Source organism: Janthinobacterium sp. GW823-FHT06H09 (assembly GCF_058794735.1).
In genome coordinates this window covers 28,588-45,140 of the sequence record NZ_JBXAHC010000009.1, presented here as the reverse complement: position 1 = coordinate 45,140, position 16,553 = coordinate 28,588, and the positions used below count along the sequence as shown (strand labels likewise).

General features: G+C 60.3%; 17 protein-coding genes and 1 tRNA gene. 11 read left to right on the top strand and 7 right to left on the bottom strand.

Annotated elements, in window-relative coordinates:
• Nucleotides 1-242 precede the first annotated feature (242 nt).
• The 4 genes from AC1Q6X_RS16695 to AC1Q6X_RS16680 all read right to left on the bottom strand — a co-directional run bounded on the left by AC1Q6X_RS16695 (nucleotide 243) and on the right by AC1Q6X_RS16680 (nucleotide 3,737).
• Nucleotides 243-318: transfer RNA gene (locus tag AC1Q6X_RS16695), tRNA-Lys, on the bottom strand.
• Between the two features lie 68 nt (nucleotides 319-386).
• The gene (locus AC1Q6X_RS16690) at nucleotides 387-2,153 is read right to left on the bottom strand and encodes a GspE/PulE family protein (RefSeq protein ID WP_492497850.1); all 1,767 of its coding nucleotides are present in this window, start codon (nucleotides 2,151-2,153) and stop codon (nucleotides 387-389) included.
• 47 nt (nucleotides 2,154-2,200) lie between these two features.
• Nucleotides 2,201-2,989 carry a class I SAM-dependent methyltransferase gene (locus tag AC1Q6X_RS16685; RefSeq protein ID WP_230502510.1) on the bottom strand — a complete coding sequence of 263 codons (789 nt, stop codon included), beginning with the start codon at nucleotides 2,987-2,989 and terminating at the stop codon, nucleotides 2,201-2,203.
• A 235-nt stretch (nucleotides 2,990-3,224) separates the two neighbouring features.
• Nucleotides 3,225-3,737, bottom strand: a complete 513-nt coding sequence (locus AC1Q6X_RS16680; protein WP_492497849.1) for a glycine zipper 2TM domain-containing protein — start codon at nucleotides 3,735-3,737, stop codon at nucleotides 3,225-3,227.
• A 401-nt stretch (nucleotides 3,738-4,138) separates the two neighbouring features.
• Here AC1Q6X_RS16680 and AC1Q6X_RS16675 point away from each other — a divergent pair, with 401 nt between their 5' ends.
• The 5 genes from AC1Q6X_RS16675 to AC1Q6X_RS16655 all read left to right on the top strand — a co-directional run bounded on the left by AC1Q6X_RS16675 (nucleotide 4,139) and on the right by AC1Q6X_RS16655 (nucleotide 9,466).
• Complete coding sequence (locus AC1Q6X_RS16675) at nucleotides 4,139-4,537, top strand: barstar family protein (RefSeq protein ID WP_034747450.1); 399 nt, start codon at nucleotides 4,139-4,141, stop codon at nucleotides 4,535-4,537.
• A 156-nt stretch (nucleotides 4,538-4,693) separates the two neighbouring features.
• The gene (gene purN, locus AC1Q6X_RS16670) at nucleotides 4,694-5,302 is read left to right on the top strand and encodes a phosphoribosylglycinamide formyltransferase (protein ID WP_070289225.1); all 609 of its coding nucleotides are present in this window, start codon (nucleotides 4,694-4,696) and stop codon (nucleotides 5,300-5,302) included.
• Between the two features lie 21 nt (nucleotides 5,303-5,323).
• On the top strand, nucleotides 5,324-6,643 hold the full coding sequence (locus tag AC1Q6X_RS16665) for an RsmB/NOP family class I SAM-dependent RNA methyltransferase (protein ID WP_492497848.1): 1,320 nt from the start codon (nucleotides 5,324-5,326) through the stop codon (nucleotides 6,641-6,643).
• A gap of 122 nt (nucleotides 6,644-6,765) precedes the next feature.
• Nucleotides 6,766-8,124: a mechanosensitive ion channel family protein gene (locus tag AC1Q6X_RS16660; protein WP_492401895.1), complete on the top strand. Its 1,359-nt coding sequence runs from the start codon at nucleotides 6,766-6,768 to the stop codon at nucleotides 8,122-8,124.
• 172 nt (nucleotides 8,125-8,296) lie between these two features.
• A complete protein-coding gene (locus AC1Q6X_RS16655; RefSeq protein ID WP_492497847.1) occupies nucleotides 8,297-9,466 on the top strand; it encodes a DesA family fatty acid desaturase in 1,170 nt (389 codons plus the stop codon).
• A gap of 149 nt (nucleotides 9,467-9,615) precedes the next feature.
• Here the strand turns inward: AC1Q6X_RS16655 and rpmG are convergent, their stop codons facing one another.
• The 3 genes from rpmG to radC form a co-directional block, all read right to left on the bottom strand.
• A complete protein-coding gene (gene rpmG / locus AC1Q6X_RS16650; RefSeq protein ID WP_010400929.1) occupies nucleotides 9,616-9,783 on the bottom strand; it encodes a 50S ribosomal protein L33 in 168 nt (55 codons plus the stop codon).
• Nucleotides 9,784-9,805: 22 nt separating this feature from the next.
• Nucleotides 9,806-10,042: a 50S ribosomal protein L28 gene (rpmB, locus tag AC1Q6X_RS16645; RefSeq protein WP_010400928.1), complete on the bottom strand. Its 237-nt coding sequence runs from the start codon at nucleotides 10,040-10,042 to the stop codon at nucleotides 9,806-9,808.
• 247 nt (nucleotides 10,043-10,289) lie between these two features.
• Nucleotides 10,290-10,964 carry a RadC family protein gene (gene radC / locus AC1Q6X_RS16640; protein WP_070224500.1) on the bottom strand — a complete coding sequence of 225 codons (675 nt, stop codon included), beginning with the start codon at nucleotides 10,962-10,964 and terminating at the stop codon, nucleotides 10,290-10,292.
• A 120-nt stretch (nucleotides 10,965-11,084) separates the two neighbouring features.
• Between radC and AC1Q6X_RS16635 the strand changes: the two genes are divergently transcribed.
• The 6 genes from AC1Q6X_RS16635 (at nucleotide 11,085) to AC1Q6X_RS16610 (ending at nucleotide 16,478) form a co-directional block, all read left to right on the top strand.
• Complete coding sequence (locus AC1Q6X_RS16635) at nucleotides 11,085-11,540, top strand: FKBP-type peptidyl-prolyl cis-trans isomerase (protein ID WP_070224501.1); 456 nt, start codon at nucleotides 11,085-11,087, stop codon at nucleotides 11,538-11,540.
• 9 nt (nucleotides 11,541-11,549) lie between these two features.
• On the top strand, nucleotides 11,550-12,497 hold the full coding sequence (gene ispH, locus AC1Q6X_RS16630; RefSeq protein ID WP_070224502.1) for a 4-hydroxy-3-methylbut-2-enyl diphosphate reductase: 948 nt from the start codon (nucleotides 11,550-11,552) through the stop codon (nucleotides 12,495-12,497).
• A gap of 300 nt (nucleotides 12,498-12,797) precedes the next feature.
• Nucleotides 12,798-13,727: a branched-chain amino acid ABC transporter permease gene (locus AC1Q6X_RS16625; RefSeq protein ID WP_492497846.1), complete on the top strand. Its 930-nt coding sequence runs from the start codon at nucleotides 12,798-12,800 to the stop codon at nucleotides 13,725-13,727.
• Between the two features lie 31 nt (nucleotides 13,728-13,758).
• Nucleotides 13,759-14,976: an ABC transporter permease subunit gene (locus tag AC1Q6X_RS16620; protein ID WP_230502517.1), complete on the top strand. Its 1,218-nt coding sequence runs from the start codon at nucleotides 13,759-13,761 to the stop codon at nucleotides 14,974-14,976.
• Nucleotides 14,977-14,988: 12 nt separating this feature from the next.
• Nucleotides 14,989-15,762: an ABC transporter ATP-binding protein gene (locus AC1Q6X_RS16615; protein WP_034747484.1), complete on the top strand. Its 774-nt coding sequence runs from the start codon at nucleotides 14,989-14,991 to the stop codon at nucleotides 15,760-15,762.
• Complete coding sequence (locus AC1Q6X_RS16610) at nucleotides 15,759-16,478, top strand: ABC transporter ATP-binding protein (RefSeq protein WP_070289244.1); 720 nt, start codon at nucleotides 15,759-15,761, stop codon at nucleotides 16,476-16,478. Before AC1Q6X_RS16615 ends, AC1Q6X_RS16610 begins: the two co-directional genes overlap by 4 nt.
• The last annotated feature ends 75 nt before the right edge of the window (nucleotides 16,479-16,553 follow it).

Below are 16,553 nucleotides of genomic sequence, written 5' to 3'. Positions count from 1 at the left end.
GCGCGCCATTGCCATGGGCATGCGTCTTATTTCCTCACGGGTTTGGGAGTGTTGCGCAAGGCGCGGCTCAATGCTTGCTTGTCCGTCCTTTAGAAACATGGGTTAAGGCAGTGCCGGGAGAGTTTCTGCACTTGGCGGTGACCGGGGCACATTTCCCCCATGTGGGCAATATCACGGATAAAGACGCAAAAAAGGGTTAGCAAACGATAGTTTGCTAACCCTGATCTGTACTGCTGTATTCGTGGTAGGCCGTGCGGGATTCGAACCTGCGACCAACGGATTAAAAGTCCGCTGCTCTACCAGCTGAGCTAACGACCCGAAAGAGGCCGCATTATATATCAGTTGAAAAAGAATGCAAAGCATTCCTGCACGAAAATGAAGATGGCTTAATGCAGGGCGGCCGTGAGCTTCAGCACTTCGTCGATGCTGGTCGTGCCATCGATGATCTTGCGCGCGCCGGCGAGGCGCAGCGGCGTCATGCCGTCGAGGATGCTCTGGCGGCGCAAGGCGTGCAGGTCGGCGCCCGCCTTGATGAGCTGGCCGAACGTTTCCGTCACGCTCAGCAGTTCATAGATGCCGGCCCGGCCCAGGTAGCCGCTGTGCCGGCACTGGGCGCAGCCGACGGGGCGGTACATGGCATGGGGCCGTTCCAGCTGGCCGCCCGTCAGGCGCTGCCATGACGCGTCGTCCGGGGCGCCGCCCGGCTGTTTGCAGGCCGGACACAGGCAGTGCAGCAGGCGCTGCGCCAGCACGCCGATCAGGCACGCTTCCAGCAGATAGGCGGGCAAGCCCAGTTCCAGCAGGCGCATGACGGCCGAGGGCGCGTCGTTGGTATGCAGGGTCGACAGCACCAAGTGGCCCGTCAGCGCCGCCTGGATGGCCATCTCGGCCGTGGCCAGGTCGCGGATCTCGCCGACCATGATGATGTCGGGATCTTGCCGCATCAGCGCCCGCACGCCGTCGGCAAACGACAGTTCGATGCCGGCCTGGGTTTGCACCTGCATCTGGTTGAAGGCCGGCTCGACCATTTCGATGGGGTCTTCCACCGTACACACATTGACTTCGCTGCCGGCCAGCGCCTTCAACGTGCTGTACAGGGTGCTGGTCTTGCCCGAGCCCGTGGGGCCCGTCACCAGCACGATGCCGTGCGTGCGCGCCGTCAGCTGGCGCCAGCGTTCGGCGTCCGCGGGCGGAAAGCCCAGTTCGGCGAGACTCTTGACGGCCACTTCCGGATCGAAGATGCGCATGACGAGCTTTTCGCCGAAGGCCGTGGGCAAGGTCGACAGGCGCAGCTCGATTTCCTGCCCTTGCGCATTGCGCGTCTTGATGCGGCCATCCTGGGGGCGGCGCTTTTCCACCACATCCATGCGCCCGAGCAACTTGATGCGCGCCGTCATGGCCAGCATGACGACGGGCGGCAATTGATAGGCCTGGTGCAGGCGGCCGTCGATGCGCAGGCGCACGAGGCCCGCGTCGCGCTTCGGTTCCAGGTGGATGTCGGACGCGCGCTGGGCGAACGCGTATTGCCACAGCCAGTCGACGATGCGCACCACGTGCTGGTCGTTGGCGTCGAGGCTGGTCTTGTTGCGCCCCAGTTCCACCAGCTGCTCGAAATTGTGGCGCAGCGCGAGGTCTTGCGTGGACGCTTGCCTGGCCACCTTGACGGAGGTGGCCAGGCTGAAAAATTGCGCGATGGCGTCGGCGATGTGCAGCGGGTTGGCGATGACCAGGCTCAGCTTGCGCGGCGCCAGGTTGCCCAGCTGCGCCTGCCAAGCGAGCGCGTAGGGCTGGGCCGTGGCGATGACGATGCGGTCAAGCGTGCTTTCCACTGGCAGGATGTTGAAGCGGGCCGCATAGCCGGCCGTCATGACGTCGGCCACCTGGCTGAAATCGATGTGCAGGGGATCGATGCGCAGATACGGCAAGCTTGCGCGTTGTGCCAGCCACGCGCACAGGGTATCGAGCGTCAGTGCGCCGTGGGCGATGCTGCACAGCGGATGCAAGGCGGGCGCCGGCAGCAGGGCGGCCTGGGTGGCGATGGCGGCCGCTTGCGCTGCGTCGAGCAAGCCGTCTGCCTGCAGCCAGGCCAGCAGTTGCGGCAGTTCCAGTGGCGTGTCGGGCGAGATGGGAGAGGGAGGCGGGGAAGCGGGCATGGCCGGCGTCTTTCAGGACTGCCGGCCTAGCCTGGGAATGCCGGCGCTTACAGGGTGCTGGCGATGCCCTTGACCCAGGACTTGGCGGGCAGCTTCGTCTCGGCGACGATCTGCTTGGCGCGCTCGAGCAGGGCGGCTTGCGCTTCGGCATCGAGTGCCACTTTCGTCTTGAATGCGATCGCCACCACGTTCCCATCATGGACTTCCGGCAGGCAGATCACCTGTGCAAACGCAAACTTCATCGCCTTGATGTTCTTTGCGTAGCTGGGATGGTCGCCGAACAGGTTGACCGTCATGATGCCGTGCGGCGCCAGGCAAGCGCAGCAGGCGGCATAGAAATCGGCGCTGTCGAGCACGGGACCGCGTGCCGTGGCGTCGTACAGGTCCACTTGCAAGGCGTCCAGGGTGCCGTGGTTGGCTTCATCGTTGACGTAGTCGAGCGCATCCATCTCGCGCACGTGCAGACGCTCGTCGTTGGGCGGCAGCTTGAACATCGAGGCGCAGATGGTGATGACGGAAGGATTGAGTTCGATGGCCTCGACCTGTGCCTGCGGAAACTGACGGTAGCAAAATTTCGTCAGCGCGGCCGTGCCCAGGCCCAGCTGGGCGATGCGCTGCGGCTGCTCGATCCACAGCATCCACGCCATCATCTGCTGCGCATATTCGAGTTCCGGCCAGTCCGGCTTGCGGATGCGCATGGCGCCCTGCACCCATTCCGTGCCGAAATGCAGATAACGCACGCCATCCATTTCCGACAGCGTGACAGGGGCGTAGCGGGGCTTGCGCGCAGGGCGCGAGGATTCGACTTGTTCGATGGATTTTCGTTTGATAAGCATAAGGCGGCCTGAAAGTGTGCCGCATTATAGCCCGTGCCGGAGCGCCATAAAAAATGCCGGCCCCATGAGAACGACATGGGGCCGGCATTTTCATACTGAGTAAGAACGCCTGACAGAAGCGTCGCGAGCGGAAGGCAGAGGTGGCCGAGAAGCGCAACCGTGCTTAGTACGGGGGCGCCGAGCCGGTGAGCATCGCAGGCCGCCTATGCCGACGCGCAGCAGCTTATGTCAAGCGTTACTGCTGTGCTGGTTCAATCGAGACGCGCAGACGGATGCGCTCGCCCGGATCGTAGGACATGATGCTCGTGTAGTTGCGGCCGCGGTAGTCGTAGGTGACCTGGTAGCCATTGTTGCGCGATTCCCAGTGGTCGACCTGACGGCATTGCTTGACGGCTTGTTCCTGCATGCCGCCCTGGTAGTTGTTCTGGTTGTCGACACGGTCGCCCACGACGGCGCCGGCGATCGCGCCCGCCGCTGCTGCTGCCGTGCGGCCATTGCCGCCACCGACCTGGCTGCCGAGCAGGGCGCCGGCGATACCGCCGACGATGGAGCCGCCAGCGCTGCGCTGTTGCGGCGGTGCCTGGACTTGCACGTATTCCGTACGGCATTCCTGGCGTGGACGATTGATCTGTTCCACTTGCGGCACGACGCGTACGACCTTGCCGAAATCTTCAAAGTCGGCGGCCTGGGCGAGTGACAATGTGCCGAGACAAACGGCTGACAACATCAATTTGGCTTGCAAGTTCATTTGTAACCTCGTTATCTAGAGAATCTTTCAGGGTATTTTTTACAACTTGGGACTATAGTAATCCCGCCAGAGCGGGGCAAGTGTTTCGCATGGCAACAAAATGTAACAGCCCAAGCCCCTTGCCCCACAGTCTGTAACATGCACTTTCAATCGATACAAGATGTTGAAGTGACTTGAAACCAGCGGTTTGTAACAAATCTTGCGTTTGACATCATATTCGGGTTGATTCATGCAGGACAACACGTTACCCTAATACGCGTATGGCTTATATAAAATCGCACTGAATCGCATAAAAGTTGATACAGATCGAATCACCGCGTGCGCATTGACCCGCGTGCGGGGATGCAATAAGAAGAGCAGCTAGAAAAAATCCATACATAACAGGTCGATTTGAGGGAAAAATGAGTTTGTTACTAACCGTGCCGCCCAACCTTGTCCAGTCCATCCGTGCCTTTCGCGTGACCGAATTACAAGACGAGGCGATCCGTCTCGGGCAGCACTTTTTATATGCGCATTGCAACGCTGGACAGACCAAACAACAAGTCATCGGCATTATTGCGGAAGCCTTCCTGTTTCCGAAAAACCTGGCGAAGAATTTCGATGCCCTGCGCCTGTGCCTGACGGACACCATGTTCAAGGCGGGCACGCAGACGGGCTTCCTGGTGGTGCTTGAGCAATTGCCAAATACGCAAAAATTTGACAAGGAAGCGCGCGAGATCCTGCTCGACGTGTTCCGCGACGCGGCCGACTACTGGGCCGAGAAAAAAGTCCCGTTCCGCGTCTTCTATTCGTTCGAGTAAGCACCTACTCACGCCGCGGAGGCGCCAAACCAGCCTTTCATGCCCTGATCGGGCGGCGTAATCGGGCAGCGGCGGCGGCCCGGTCGCTATGTTGCGCCGCAACAATAATAGCGGCCTTTCTTGGTTCGCATCGCCATAGCGGGTACAATGCGCGCTATGAAAAATATCGTTATCCTCATTTCCGGACGCGGCAGCAACATGGAAGCGGTCGTGCGCGCGGCGCAAGCCGAGCAATGGCCAGCCCGTATTGCCGCCGTCATCAGTAACCGGGCCGATGCCCAGGGACTGGTTTTTGCCGCGGAACATGGGATAGCGACGGCAGTCGTTGCCAACAAGGATTATGCCAGTCGCGAACAGTTCGATGCGGCGCTGCAAGCCGTGATCGACGGCTACACCCCCGACCTGGTCGTGCTGGCCGGTTTCATGCGCATCCTGACGCCGCCCTTCGTCGAGCATTACGCGGGGCGCATGCTCAATATCCACCCGTCGCTGCTGCCTTTGTTCCCGGGCATGGCGACGCACCGCCAGGCGCTCGAGGCGGGCGTGACGGAACACGGCGCGACCGTGCATTTCGTAACTGCCGAGCTCGATCATGGCCCGGCCGTGGCGAGCGCGAAAGTCCCCGTCTTGCCGGGCGACACAGAAGACAGCTTATCGGCGCGCGTGCTGGTACAGGAACATCTGCTTTACCCGCGCGCCATCCGCCTGTTCATTGACGATAAACTGTCGGTCGAGCATGGCCAGGTCCGCGTGGACCCTCAATAAAATATTACAGGAAGAATAACAATGAGATTGCCACCAGCGATACTTGCCAATGCTGAAGAAGTGTTGCGCGAAATTTTACGTTTCACGGCCCCGGCCGACACCACCCTGTCGCGCTATTTCCGCGACCATCCGCGCCTCGGTTCGCGCGAACGCGGCGCCATCGCCGAAGGCATTTATGCCGTGCTGCGCAATAAATCGTTCTTCACGGACTTCGCCGAAGCGGGCAGCGGCCCGACCATGCGCCGCCTGACCATCCTCGGCCTGGCCGAAGCCGTGGGCGCCGACTCCTTGGGCGGCCTGACGGAAGAAGAAGTGGAATGGCTGGAACGCATCACGCAGATCGACCGCAGCCTGATGCCGGCGAACATGCGCGCCAATATGCCGACCTGGCTGTTCAACAAGCTGATCGCCCAGTTCGGCGAAGCGGAAACCATGAAGCTGGCCGATGCGCTGAACGCGCCGGCGCCGCTGGACTTGCGCGTCAATTCGCTCAAGGCCACGCGCGAAGACGTGATGCTGGCCCTGGCCGAAGCGCCGATTCTCAGCACGCCGACGCCGTTTGCGCCGCTGGGTTTGCGCGTGATCAAGAAGCCATCGCTGCAAAACCTGCCATTGTTCCAGAGCGGCGCCATCGAAGTGCAGGATGAGGGCAGCCAGATCCTGTCGCAGATCGTCGGCGCCAAGCGCGGCGAGATGGTGGTCGATTTCTGTGCCGGCGCGGGCGGCAAGACGCTCGCATTGGGCGCGCTGATGCGCAACACGGGCCGCTTGTACGCGTTCGACGTATCGGAAAAGCGTCTGGCCAAGCTCAAGCCGCGCATGGCCCGCAGCGGCCTGTCGAACGTGCATCCGGTGCAGATCGCGCATGAGCGCGATGCCAAGATCAAGCGCCTGGCCGGCAAGATCGACCGCGTGCTGGTCGATGCCCCGTGCAGCGGCCTGGGCACCCTGCGCCGCAATCCGGACGTCAAATGGCGCCAGCAGCCGAACTCCATCGTCGAGCTGCAAGCCAAGCAGGCAGCCATCCTGGCCGGCGCGGCGCGCCTGGTCAAGGGCGGCGGCCGCCTGGTGTACGCCACCTGCAGCTTCCTGAACGAAGAAAACGATCAGATCGCCGAGCAATTCCTGGCGGCCAACCCCGACTTCACCCTGGTGCCGATGAGCAAGGTGCTGGCCGAACAGAAGATCGAGCTGGAAATGGGCGACTACCTGAAACTTCTGCCGCACCTGCACCAGACGGACGGCTTCTTCGCCGCCGTGTTCGAGCGCAAGGTCATGCCGAAAAAAGTCTACGCCGATGAAAAGCCGGCCGACGACGTTGACGCTGAACCAGCCGAGTAAGCCTGTCACGGGTCGCCGCTGCACCCTGCAGCGGCGCCCTTCAATGCCGCCAGCCCGCCTGGCGGCATGGGATCACTCCCCATCCGTACCATCTTCGTCCCACCTTCCGGACCGCATCCGCCATGAATGAAACCCCGCTGCTCAATCTGATCACTGATTTTGTCAATGATTTCCGCCAACCGGCCATCCTGTGGCAGGCGCTGGTCATCCTTGCCTGCCTGGCCCTGAGCTGGCTGCTGGTGCGGCAGTTGCGCGTGTTCCTGCATAAGCGGGCGGAAGCGGCGGCCACGCCCGCCACGCCGGAAACCTTGCAGCGCACGGACAGTTTCATCCGCATTTTGACGCCCGTCCTGGCGGCCATGCTGCTGGGCATTGCGCAACATTTCCTGGCCAAGTTCCAGTCGGTGAACCTGCTCAGCATTGCCATCCCCCTGTGCACGTCGATGGCGCTGGTGCGCTTCGGCTTTTATGTGCTGCGCCGCATTTTTGCCCGTCATGGCGACATCAGTCCCACCATGTTGTTGCTGGAAAAGATTTTCACGGTGGTGGTGTGGGCCGGCATGGCCCTGTACATCACGGGCCTGTGGCCGGAACTGCATACCTTCCTGGAAAGCATCGTCGTGCCGCTGGGACGCAACAAGGTGTCGGTGGCTGCCATCCTGCAAGCCGCTATTTCCGTCGCCGTGCTGCTGGTGCTGGCCATGTGGGCCGGCACCTCGCTCGACGAGCGCCTGATGAAAATGCAGGGCTTGCACACTTCCCTGCGCGTGGTGCTGTCGCGCATGGGGCGCGCCGTGCTGATTCTCGTTTCCGTGCTGGTCAGCCTGTCGCTGGTGGGCATCGACTTGACGGTGCTGTCCGTGTTCGGCGGCGCCTTCGGCGTGGCGCTGGGCTTCGGCTTGCAAAAGATCGCCGCGAACTTCGTCTCCGGCTTCATCATCCTGCTCGACCGCAGCCTCACCATCGGCGACATGATCACGGTGGGTCAATTCACGGGCAAGGTCACGCAGATCAATACGCGCTATACTGTGTTATTGGGTGGCGATGGGGTTGAATCCATCGTGCCGAATGAAATGCTGATTTCCGGCGGCGTGCAAAACATGTCGCTGAGCAACCGCATGGTCTGGCTGTCGACGGCCGTGTCGGTGGGCTATGAAACGGATCTCGATGTGATCTTCCCCTTGCTGGAAGCGGCAACGGCCAAGGTGCCGCGTGTGTCGCAAAGCAATCCGCCCTCGGCGACGCTCGTGCGTTTCGGCGCCGACGGCCTCGACGTGCAGATCGGCTTCTGGATCGCGGATCCGGAAAACGGCACGGGCGGCGTGAAGTCGAATGTGAACCGCGCCATCTGGCGCACCTTGCAGGAACATAAGGTCACTGTACCGTTTCCGCAACGCGAATTGCGTATTGTTGGTACGCCTCCTGCCCCGCTCGCCAGCGCTGCAGACGGTGAGTCCCCGCCATCCGGCACCCAGCCTTAACCTAGCTGCCTGCCTCCGTTTTTGCCTGATAGCACCCATTAGGGCGTACAATCACGCCTAAAATTAACTCTGCCGGACCTCCAGAGTCACTGGAGCGACCGTGCGCACGCCCTGTCCACTTGGAGTAGCAGTAATGACATTGAGTTCCGTTTTACACGACGTTTTGCAGTTCATGGCAACTGGCATTACCGATCTGTCCGCATGGCAAGTTTTCCTGTACACCATGGTGGTCACGCATATCACGATCGCCAGCGTCACGATTTACCTGCACCGCCACCAGGCCCACCGGGCGCTGGAATTGCACGCGCTCCCCAGCCATTTCTTCCGCTTCTGGCTGTGGCTGACGACGGGCCAGGTCACCAAGGAATGGGCGGCCATCCACCGCAAGCACCATGCCAAGTGCGATACGGAAGAAGATCCGCACAGCCCCGTGACGCGCGGCATCAAGAAAGTGTTCTGGGAAGGCGCCGAGCTGTACCGCGCTGAATCGAAGAACATGGAAACCATGGCCAAGTATGGCCACGGCACGCCGACGGACTGGATCGAGCGCAACCTGTACACCAAGTACAGCTGGCTGGGCGTGGTGTCGCTGTTCGTCATCAATTTCGTGTTGTTCGGCGTGATCGGCATTTCCGTGTGGGCTGTGCAAATGATGTGGATCCCCATCACGGCGGCCGGCATCATCAACGGCATCGGCCACTACTGGGGCTACCGCAACTACGACTGCGCCGATGCGGCCACCAACATCATTCCGTTCGGCATCCTGATCGGCGGCGAAGAGTTGCACAACAATCACCATACGTATGCGACGTCGGCCAAGCTGTCGTCGAAATGGTATGAAATCGATATCGGCTGGGCGTACATCCGCGCGCTGGAAATGCTGGGCCTGGCCAAGGTGAAAAAGCTGGCGCCGGAACCGAAGTTCTCGCACGGCAAGCTGGAAGCGGACTTCGAGACCTTGCAATCGGTCATCGCCAACCGCTACGACGTGATGGCCAAGTATGCGAAATCGATCAAGCATGCCTGGAAGGAAGAGCTGGAACACCTGAAGCACAAGGCCGAGCTGGAAAAGCGCTTCCTGAAATCGTCGCGCAAGCTGATGCAGCGCGAGCCGGGCAAGCTGGCCGATGCACACCACGAGCAACTGTCGGAACTGTTCCAGCACAGCAAGGCGCTGGAAACCATGCACCACATGCGCGTGGAACTGGGCGCCATCTGGGAGCGCTCGCACTTTACGCGCGAGCAATTGCTGCAAAAGCTGCAAGACTGGTGCGCGCGCGCCGAAGCGTCGGGTATCCAGTCGCTGCAGGACTTCTCCTTGCGCCTGCGCAGTTATGCATAAAGTTATGCATAAGTAAGCTGCCGCATATCAAGGCCCTGGTTTCCAGGGCCTTTTTTTCGTCCCGGCACAAGGCGAGGGGAGCCGGCTGAAAATCAGGGCGAAAAAAAACCGCTCATCGGAGCGGCTCTTTTTACAGAACACAAGATCAATTACTTGATTTTGGTTTCTTTGTACGTGACGTGCTTGCGTGCTTTAGGATCGAATTTCATGATCTCCATTTTCGCAGGCGTCGTACGCTTGTTTTTGGTAGTCGTGTAGAAGTGACCCGTACCGGCGGTCGATTCTAACTTGATTTTGTCGCGGCCTGATTTTGCCATGATAGCTCCCTTATTCTGCTAATTAGACTTTTTCGCCACGAGCGCGCATATCGACCAATACGGCGTCGATGCCGACTTTATCGATGACGCGCAGACCGGCGTTGGACAAACGCAGGGAGACCCAGCGGTTTTCAGATTCAACAAAAATACGACGATTCTGCAAGTTAGGCAAAAAACGACGTTTGGTTTTGTTGTTTGCATGGGAAACATTGTTGCCGACCATCGGCTTCTTCCCAGTGACTTGGCAAACACGTGCCATGGCGCACTCCTTAAAGATATTCCAAATTGGAAAAACGAGAGTATATCCAAAATAAGCAGATTTATCAATGACTTGCGAAAAACAATTGTGTCATGTTGTATTGAAAAAATTTAACAATTTGGCGTCTGCCTATTCTTCATAGGGCAGCCGCTGGTAAGCCGCGTCGTTTACTGCTAGATAACAGTCCCTCTGCTGTCACGTATGTCCTTGTTTACACATGGTTAACTGTGAATCGGCTGGCGCCGGCTTAGATCTGGCCGTGCTCCGCAAACGAATGCACTTGCCGCCCGGCCACGACGAAATGGTCGAGGATGCGCACGTCCACCAGCGACAGGGCTTGCGCCAGCGCGCGCGTCAGTAATAGATCCGACTCGCTCGGTTCCGGCGTGCCGGACGGGTGGTTATGGGCCAGCATGACGCTGGCCGCGTTGTGCAGCAGCGCCTGTTTCACCACTTCGCGTGGATACACGCTGGTGTGGGTGAGGGTGCCGCGAAACATTTCCTGTGTCGTGATCAGGCGGTTCTTGACGTCCAAAAACAACACGTGAAACGCTTCATGCGCCAGGTTGCCCAGGGTCAGGCGCAAATAGTCTTTGACGGCGTGCGGCGAATTGAGGGCTTGTCCCGCCTGCAAGTCCTCGATGATGGCGCGCCGCGCCAGTTCCAGCACCGCTTGCAGCTGCGCGAACTTGGCGCTGCCCATGCCGTGCACGGCGGAAAAACTCACGAGGCTGGCGCCGAACAGGCCCCGCAGGGAGCCGAAGTGCTCGACCGTGTCGCGCGCCAGCTCGACGGCGCTCTTGCCGCGCACGCCCGTGCGCAGGAAGACGGCCAGCAATTCCGCGTCCGACAGCGATTGCGCGCCATCCTCGATCAGGCGTTCGCGCGGCCGTTCGCCGGCCGGCCAATCCTTGATGCCCATGCTGTTCTCCTGTTTGGCACCGGCGCGCGCCCCAGTGTGGCCTTCTTTGACGAAGCCATGGGGCAGGCGCGGCCAGTGTGGCTTACAATATCGTTTTGCACCAGTTACCTGAAAACTACTATGTCCAACGAGCAACCAGCAGTCGTCACCGAAGCGGCTTACCTCACCCTGCATTATCGTCTTGCTACTGTTGACGGTACTGATATTGTCACTACCTTCAGCGGAAATCCTGCTACCTTGATGCTGGGACAGGGCCAGCTGGCGCCATTCCTCGAGCAGCGTCTGCTGGGCTTGCCTGAAGGCACGCACCAGACGTTCGAGCTGGCGGCCGGCGAAGGCTTTGGCGAGCGCAATCCCGAGCTGGTGCAGTCCGTTTCGCGCGCGACCCTGGACGAAAACTCCGTGCCGGGCGCCGACTACAAGATCGGCGACCTGGTCGACTTCGCCGCGCCGGGCGGCGGCCGCTTTGCCGGCGTGCTGCGCGAAATGCGTGAGGACTCCGCCCTGTTCGATTTCAACCATCCGCTGGCGGGCCAGCCGTTGCGTTTTGAAGTCAAGCTCATTTCGGTCCTGTAAGGAATAGCGATGGATAAAGAACTGTTACTGGCCCAGCCCCGCGGTTTCTGCGCTGGCGTCGACCGGGCGATCGAAATCGTCGAGCGCGCCTTGCAGCAATTTGGCGCGCCGATCTACGTGCGTCATGAAATTGTCCACAACGCCTATGTGGTGGCCGACTTGCGCAACAAGGGCGCCATCTTCATCGATGACCTCGACGACGTGCCTGCTGGCAATACGCTCGTGTTTTCCGCGCATGGCGTGTCGAAAGCCGTGCGCGCCGAGGCGGAATCGCGCGGCCTGAGCATTTTTGACGCCACTTGCCCGCTCGTCACCAAGGTGCACATGGAAGTGGGCAAGATGCGCCGCGAAGGCCGCGAGATCATCATGATCGGCCACGACGGCCATCCCGAGGTGGAAGGCACGATGGGCCAGGCCGATATGGGCATGCATCTGGTGGAAACGCTCGAAGATGTGGCGAAATTGCAGGTCGCCAATCCGGAGAGCCTGGCCTATGTTTCGCAAACAACGTTGTCAGTTGACGACACTAGCGACATTATTGCGGCCTTGAAAGCGAAATATCCGAATATCGCCGAGCCGAAAAAAGGCGACATTTGCTACGCCACCACGAACCGCCAGGAAGCCGTGAAATTCATGGCGCCGCAAGTGGAAGTGGTGATCGTTGTGGGCAGCCCGAACAGCTCGAATTCGAACCGCTTGCGCGAAGTGGCCGAGAAGATGGGCACGCCTGCCTACATGGTCGACAATGCCTCGCAGATCGACCCCGCCTGGCTGGAAGGCAAGCTGCGCGTGGGTGTGACGGCTGGCGCCTCGGCACCCGAGGTGCTGGTGCAAGCCGTCATCGACCGCTTGAAGGAGTGCGGCGTGAAGAGCGTGCGCCCCCTCGATGGCGTGCAGGAAGCCGTCACGTTCCCGATGCCGAAAGGCCTCGATGGCATCAAGCGCGACGTCGCCTGAGCCTGCGGGACGATTGAGTATCAATGAAATAGCCACCTCAAAACAGAATTTAATTCGGAAATGATCGATTTATTCCAAGTTTAGTTTTTGCAAAAGATCGTTATGATTGCCTCAAGCTTGAATATGTTGTCGTTATGACTAAGCAAGGTCACGCGCGTTTTGAGTGCGTGCACCATGCTGGTGAGAACGGTCCAGGGATGGCACTGCAGGATTTCTTCCTCCGGTGCCGTTTTTGTATCAGCGACATGTTCTGGTGGAAGTTGTTCCCGAAAAATGCATATTTGATAGGGCAATCTGACCATGGATACATTCATCCAGCAAATCATCAACGGCTTGGTGTTGGGCAGTATGTATGCCTTAGTCGCCCTCGGTTACACCATGGTGTACGGCGTGCTGAACCTGATCAACTTCGCCCACGGCGATGTGCTCATGATCGGCGCCATGGTGGGCTTGACCATTCTCAAGCTGCTGGGCATTTATGTGCCGGACTGGCCCGGCTATTTGAAACTGGCCACCGCCATCCTCGGCGCCATTCCCATTTGTATTCTGGTCAACATCATCATCGAGCGGGTCGCCTACCGCCGCCTCCGTAACGCCCCCCGCCTTGCCCCCCTGATTACCGCCATCGGCGTCTCCATCCTCTTGCAAACCTTCGCCATGATGATCTGGACGCGCAATCCGCTGCCATTTCCCCAGTTGCTGTCGACCGACCCGCTGCACATCGGTGGCGCTGTTATTTCCCAAACGCAAGTATTGCTGCTGGCCCTGGCCGCCATTTCCATGGGATCCCTGGTCTTACTTATTGAGAAAACCAAGATGGGCCGCGCCATGCGGGCCACGGCGGAGAATCCTCGCGTGGCGGGCCTCATGGGTGTCGATTCCGACAAGGTCATCGTCGCCACGTTCGCCATTGGCGCCGCGCTGGCCGCCGTGGCGGGCGTGATGTGGGGCGCCAACTATGCCTCGGTAAAGTTTTCGATGGGAGCGCTTCCCGGGCTGAAGGCATTTTGCGCGGCCGTGCTGGGCGGCATCGGCAATATCTATGGCGCCATGCTGGGCGGCATCCTGCTGGGCCTCATCGAGAGCCTTGGTGCCGGGTATATCGCCTATCTCACCGCTGGTTTCCTCGGTAGCAATTACCAGGATATCTTTGCCTTCATCGTGCTGATCATCGTGCTGACCCTGCGCCCGTCCGGCATCATGGGCGAACGCGTGGCCGACCGCGCCTGACGTCATCCATAAAAACAAGGAGTTGACCATCATGGCACTACTCGATTTTGACGCTAAGAAAAATCCGACCAAAGCCTACGCCGGCATGCTGGGCCTGGCCGCGCTGCTGATGGTGTTCCCGTTTTTTGCCGCCCAGTTCGGCAATTCGTGGGTGCGCATCGTCGACATGGCCTTGCTGTACATCATGCTGGCCCTGGGCTTGAACATCGTCGTCGGCTTTGCCGGCCTGCTCGACCTCGGCTACATCGCCTTCTACGCCGTGGGCGCCTACCTGACGGCCTTGCTGGCGTCGCCCCAGTTCGCCATCCTGCTCGAATCGGTGGTAAATCAGTATCCCGTGCTGGGTGAAACCCTGGTGCAACTGATGGGGCCGGAAATCCGCGAAAACGGCGTCCACCTGTCGATCTGGATCATCGTGCCCCTGGCCGCTGCCGTGGCCGGTCTGTTCGGCGCCCTGCTGGGCGCGCCAACGCTCAAGTTGCGCGGCGACTATCTGGCTATCGTGACCCTGGGCTTTGGCGAGATCATCCGTATTTTCATGGGCAACTTGAATGAGCCCATCAATTTCACGAATGGCGTGCAAGGCATCAACATGGTTGACCCCATCCGCATCTTCGGCGTCAACCTGGCGGGCGAGGCGGGCACCAACAGCACCGTGACGGTGGCCGGTTTTTCCATGCCGTCCGTGAACGCCTATTACTTTTTGTTTCTCTTCCTGTGCATCGCTGTCGTGTTCGTCACCAAGCGCCTCCAGCATTCGCGCCTGGGCCGCGCCTGGGTGGCCATCCGCGAAGACGAGATCGCCGCCAAGGCCATGGGCATCAATACGCGCAACGTCAAATTGCTGGCCTTTTCCATGGGCGCCTCGTTCGGCGGCGTGGCGGGCGCCATGTTCGCCTCGTTCCAGGGCTTTGTCGCGCCGGAATCGTTCTCCTTGACGGAATCGATCGCCGTGCTGGCCATGGTCGTGCTGGGCGGCATCGGCCATATCCCTGGCGTGATCCTCGGCGGCGTGATCCTTGCTTCGATACCCGAAGTGTTGCGCCATGTCGTCGAGCCGGCGCAGAAGGCGCTGTTTGGCGAGATCATCATCGACGCTGAAGTCTTGCGCCAGTTGCTGTACGGTCTGGCCATGGTACTTATTATGCTTATACGTCCCGCCGGCTTGTGGCCATCGCCGAAGCACGAAGACCGGCCCGACCACGATGTCGACCAGCCCAACAAATCCACCGGCGTCGTGTCCGCGTAAGGGAGGGATAGCATGAGCGAACAGATCATTCTCAATATCGCTGGCGTAAATAAACGTTTCGGCGGCTTGCAGGCGCTCACCGATGTGGGCATTACCATCCGACAAGGGCAGATCTATGGCTTGATCGGCCCGAACGGTGCCGGCAAGACGACCTTCTTCAACGTGATCACGGGCCTGTACCAGCCCGACACGGGCACTTTCGAGCTGGCCGGCAAGCCGTATTCGCCGTCCGCGCCGCACAAGGTGGCCAAGGCGGGCATCGCGCGCACGTTTCAGAACATCCGCCTGTTTGGCGACATGACGGCGCTGGAAAACGTCATGGTGGGGCGCCACGTGCGCTCGCACCAGGGCGTGTTCGGCGCCATCTTCCGCCACAAGGCGGCGCGCGAGGAAGAAGCATCGATCCGCAAGCGGGCGATGGAGCTGCTCGATTTCGTCGGCATCGCCCAGTTCGCCAGCCGCACGGCGCGCTTCTTGTCGTACGGCGACCAACGGCGCCTGGAAATCGCCCGCGCGCTGGCCACCGACCCGCAACTGCTGGCACTCGACGAGCCGGCGGCCGGCATGAATGCCACGGAGAAGCTGGCCCTGCGCGAGTTGCTGGTGAAAATCAAGGCTGAAGGAAAGACCGTGCTGTTGATCGAGCACGACGTGAAACTGATGATGGGACTGTGCGACCGCATCACGGTGCTCGAGTATGGCAAGCGCATCGCGGAAGGCTTGCCGGCCGAAATACAACAAAACCCGGCCGTCATCGAGGCTTATCTGGGGGGATCGCACGCATGAGCAATATATTGAAGGTGGCGGGCCTGCACGTGGCTTACGGCGGCATCAAGGCAGTGAAAGGCATCGACCTGGAAGTCAACCAGGGCGAGCTGATCGCCCTGATCGGCGCGAACGGCGCCGGCAAGACGACGACCTTGAAAGCCATCACGGGCACTTTGCCTGCGTGCAAGATCGAAGGCACGATCAGTTACCTGGGCGAATCGCTCAAGGGCACGAAGTCGTTTCACCTGGTGGAAAGGAAGCTGGCCATGGTGCCGGAAGGGCGGGGCGTGTTTACCCGCATGTCGATCCGCGAAAACCTCATGATGGGCGCCTACACGCGCACGGACAAGGTTGGTGTCGAAGATGACATTGCCAAGTGGTTCGACGTGTTTCCACGCCTCAAGGAGCGGGCGGCGCAGATGGCCGGCACCCTGTCGGGCGGCGAGCAGCAGATGCTGGCCATGGCGCGCGCCCTGATGAGCCATCCGAAGCTGCTGCTGCTCGACGAGCCGTCGATGGGCTTGTCGCCCATCATGGTCGAGAAAATCTTCGAGGTGATCCGCAAGGTGTCGTCCGAAGGCATCACGATCTTGCTGGTCGAACAGAATGCCCGTTTGGCCCTGCAGGCGGCGCACCGCGGCTATGTGATGGATTCCGGCCTGGTCACCATGGGCGGCAATGCGGCGGCCATGCTCGACGATCCGCGCGTGAAGGCGGCGTATCTGGGAGAGTAAGGGCGGGAAAGTAAAAGCGCATAAAAAATGCCCCAGCAGGGCTGGGGCATAATGGCATCCGTCAGGGAAGTGCGG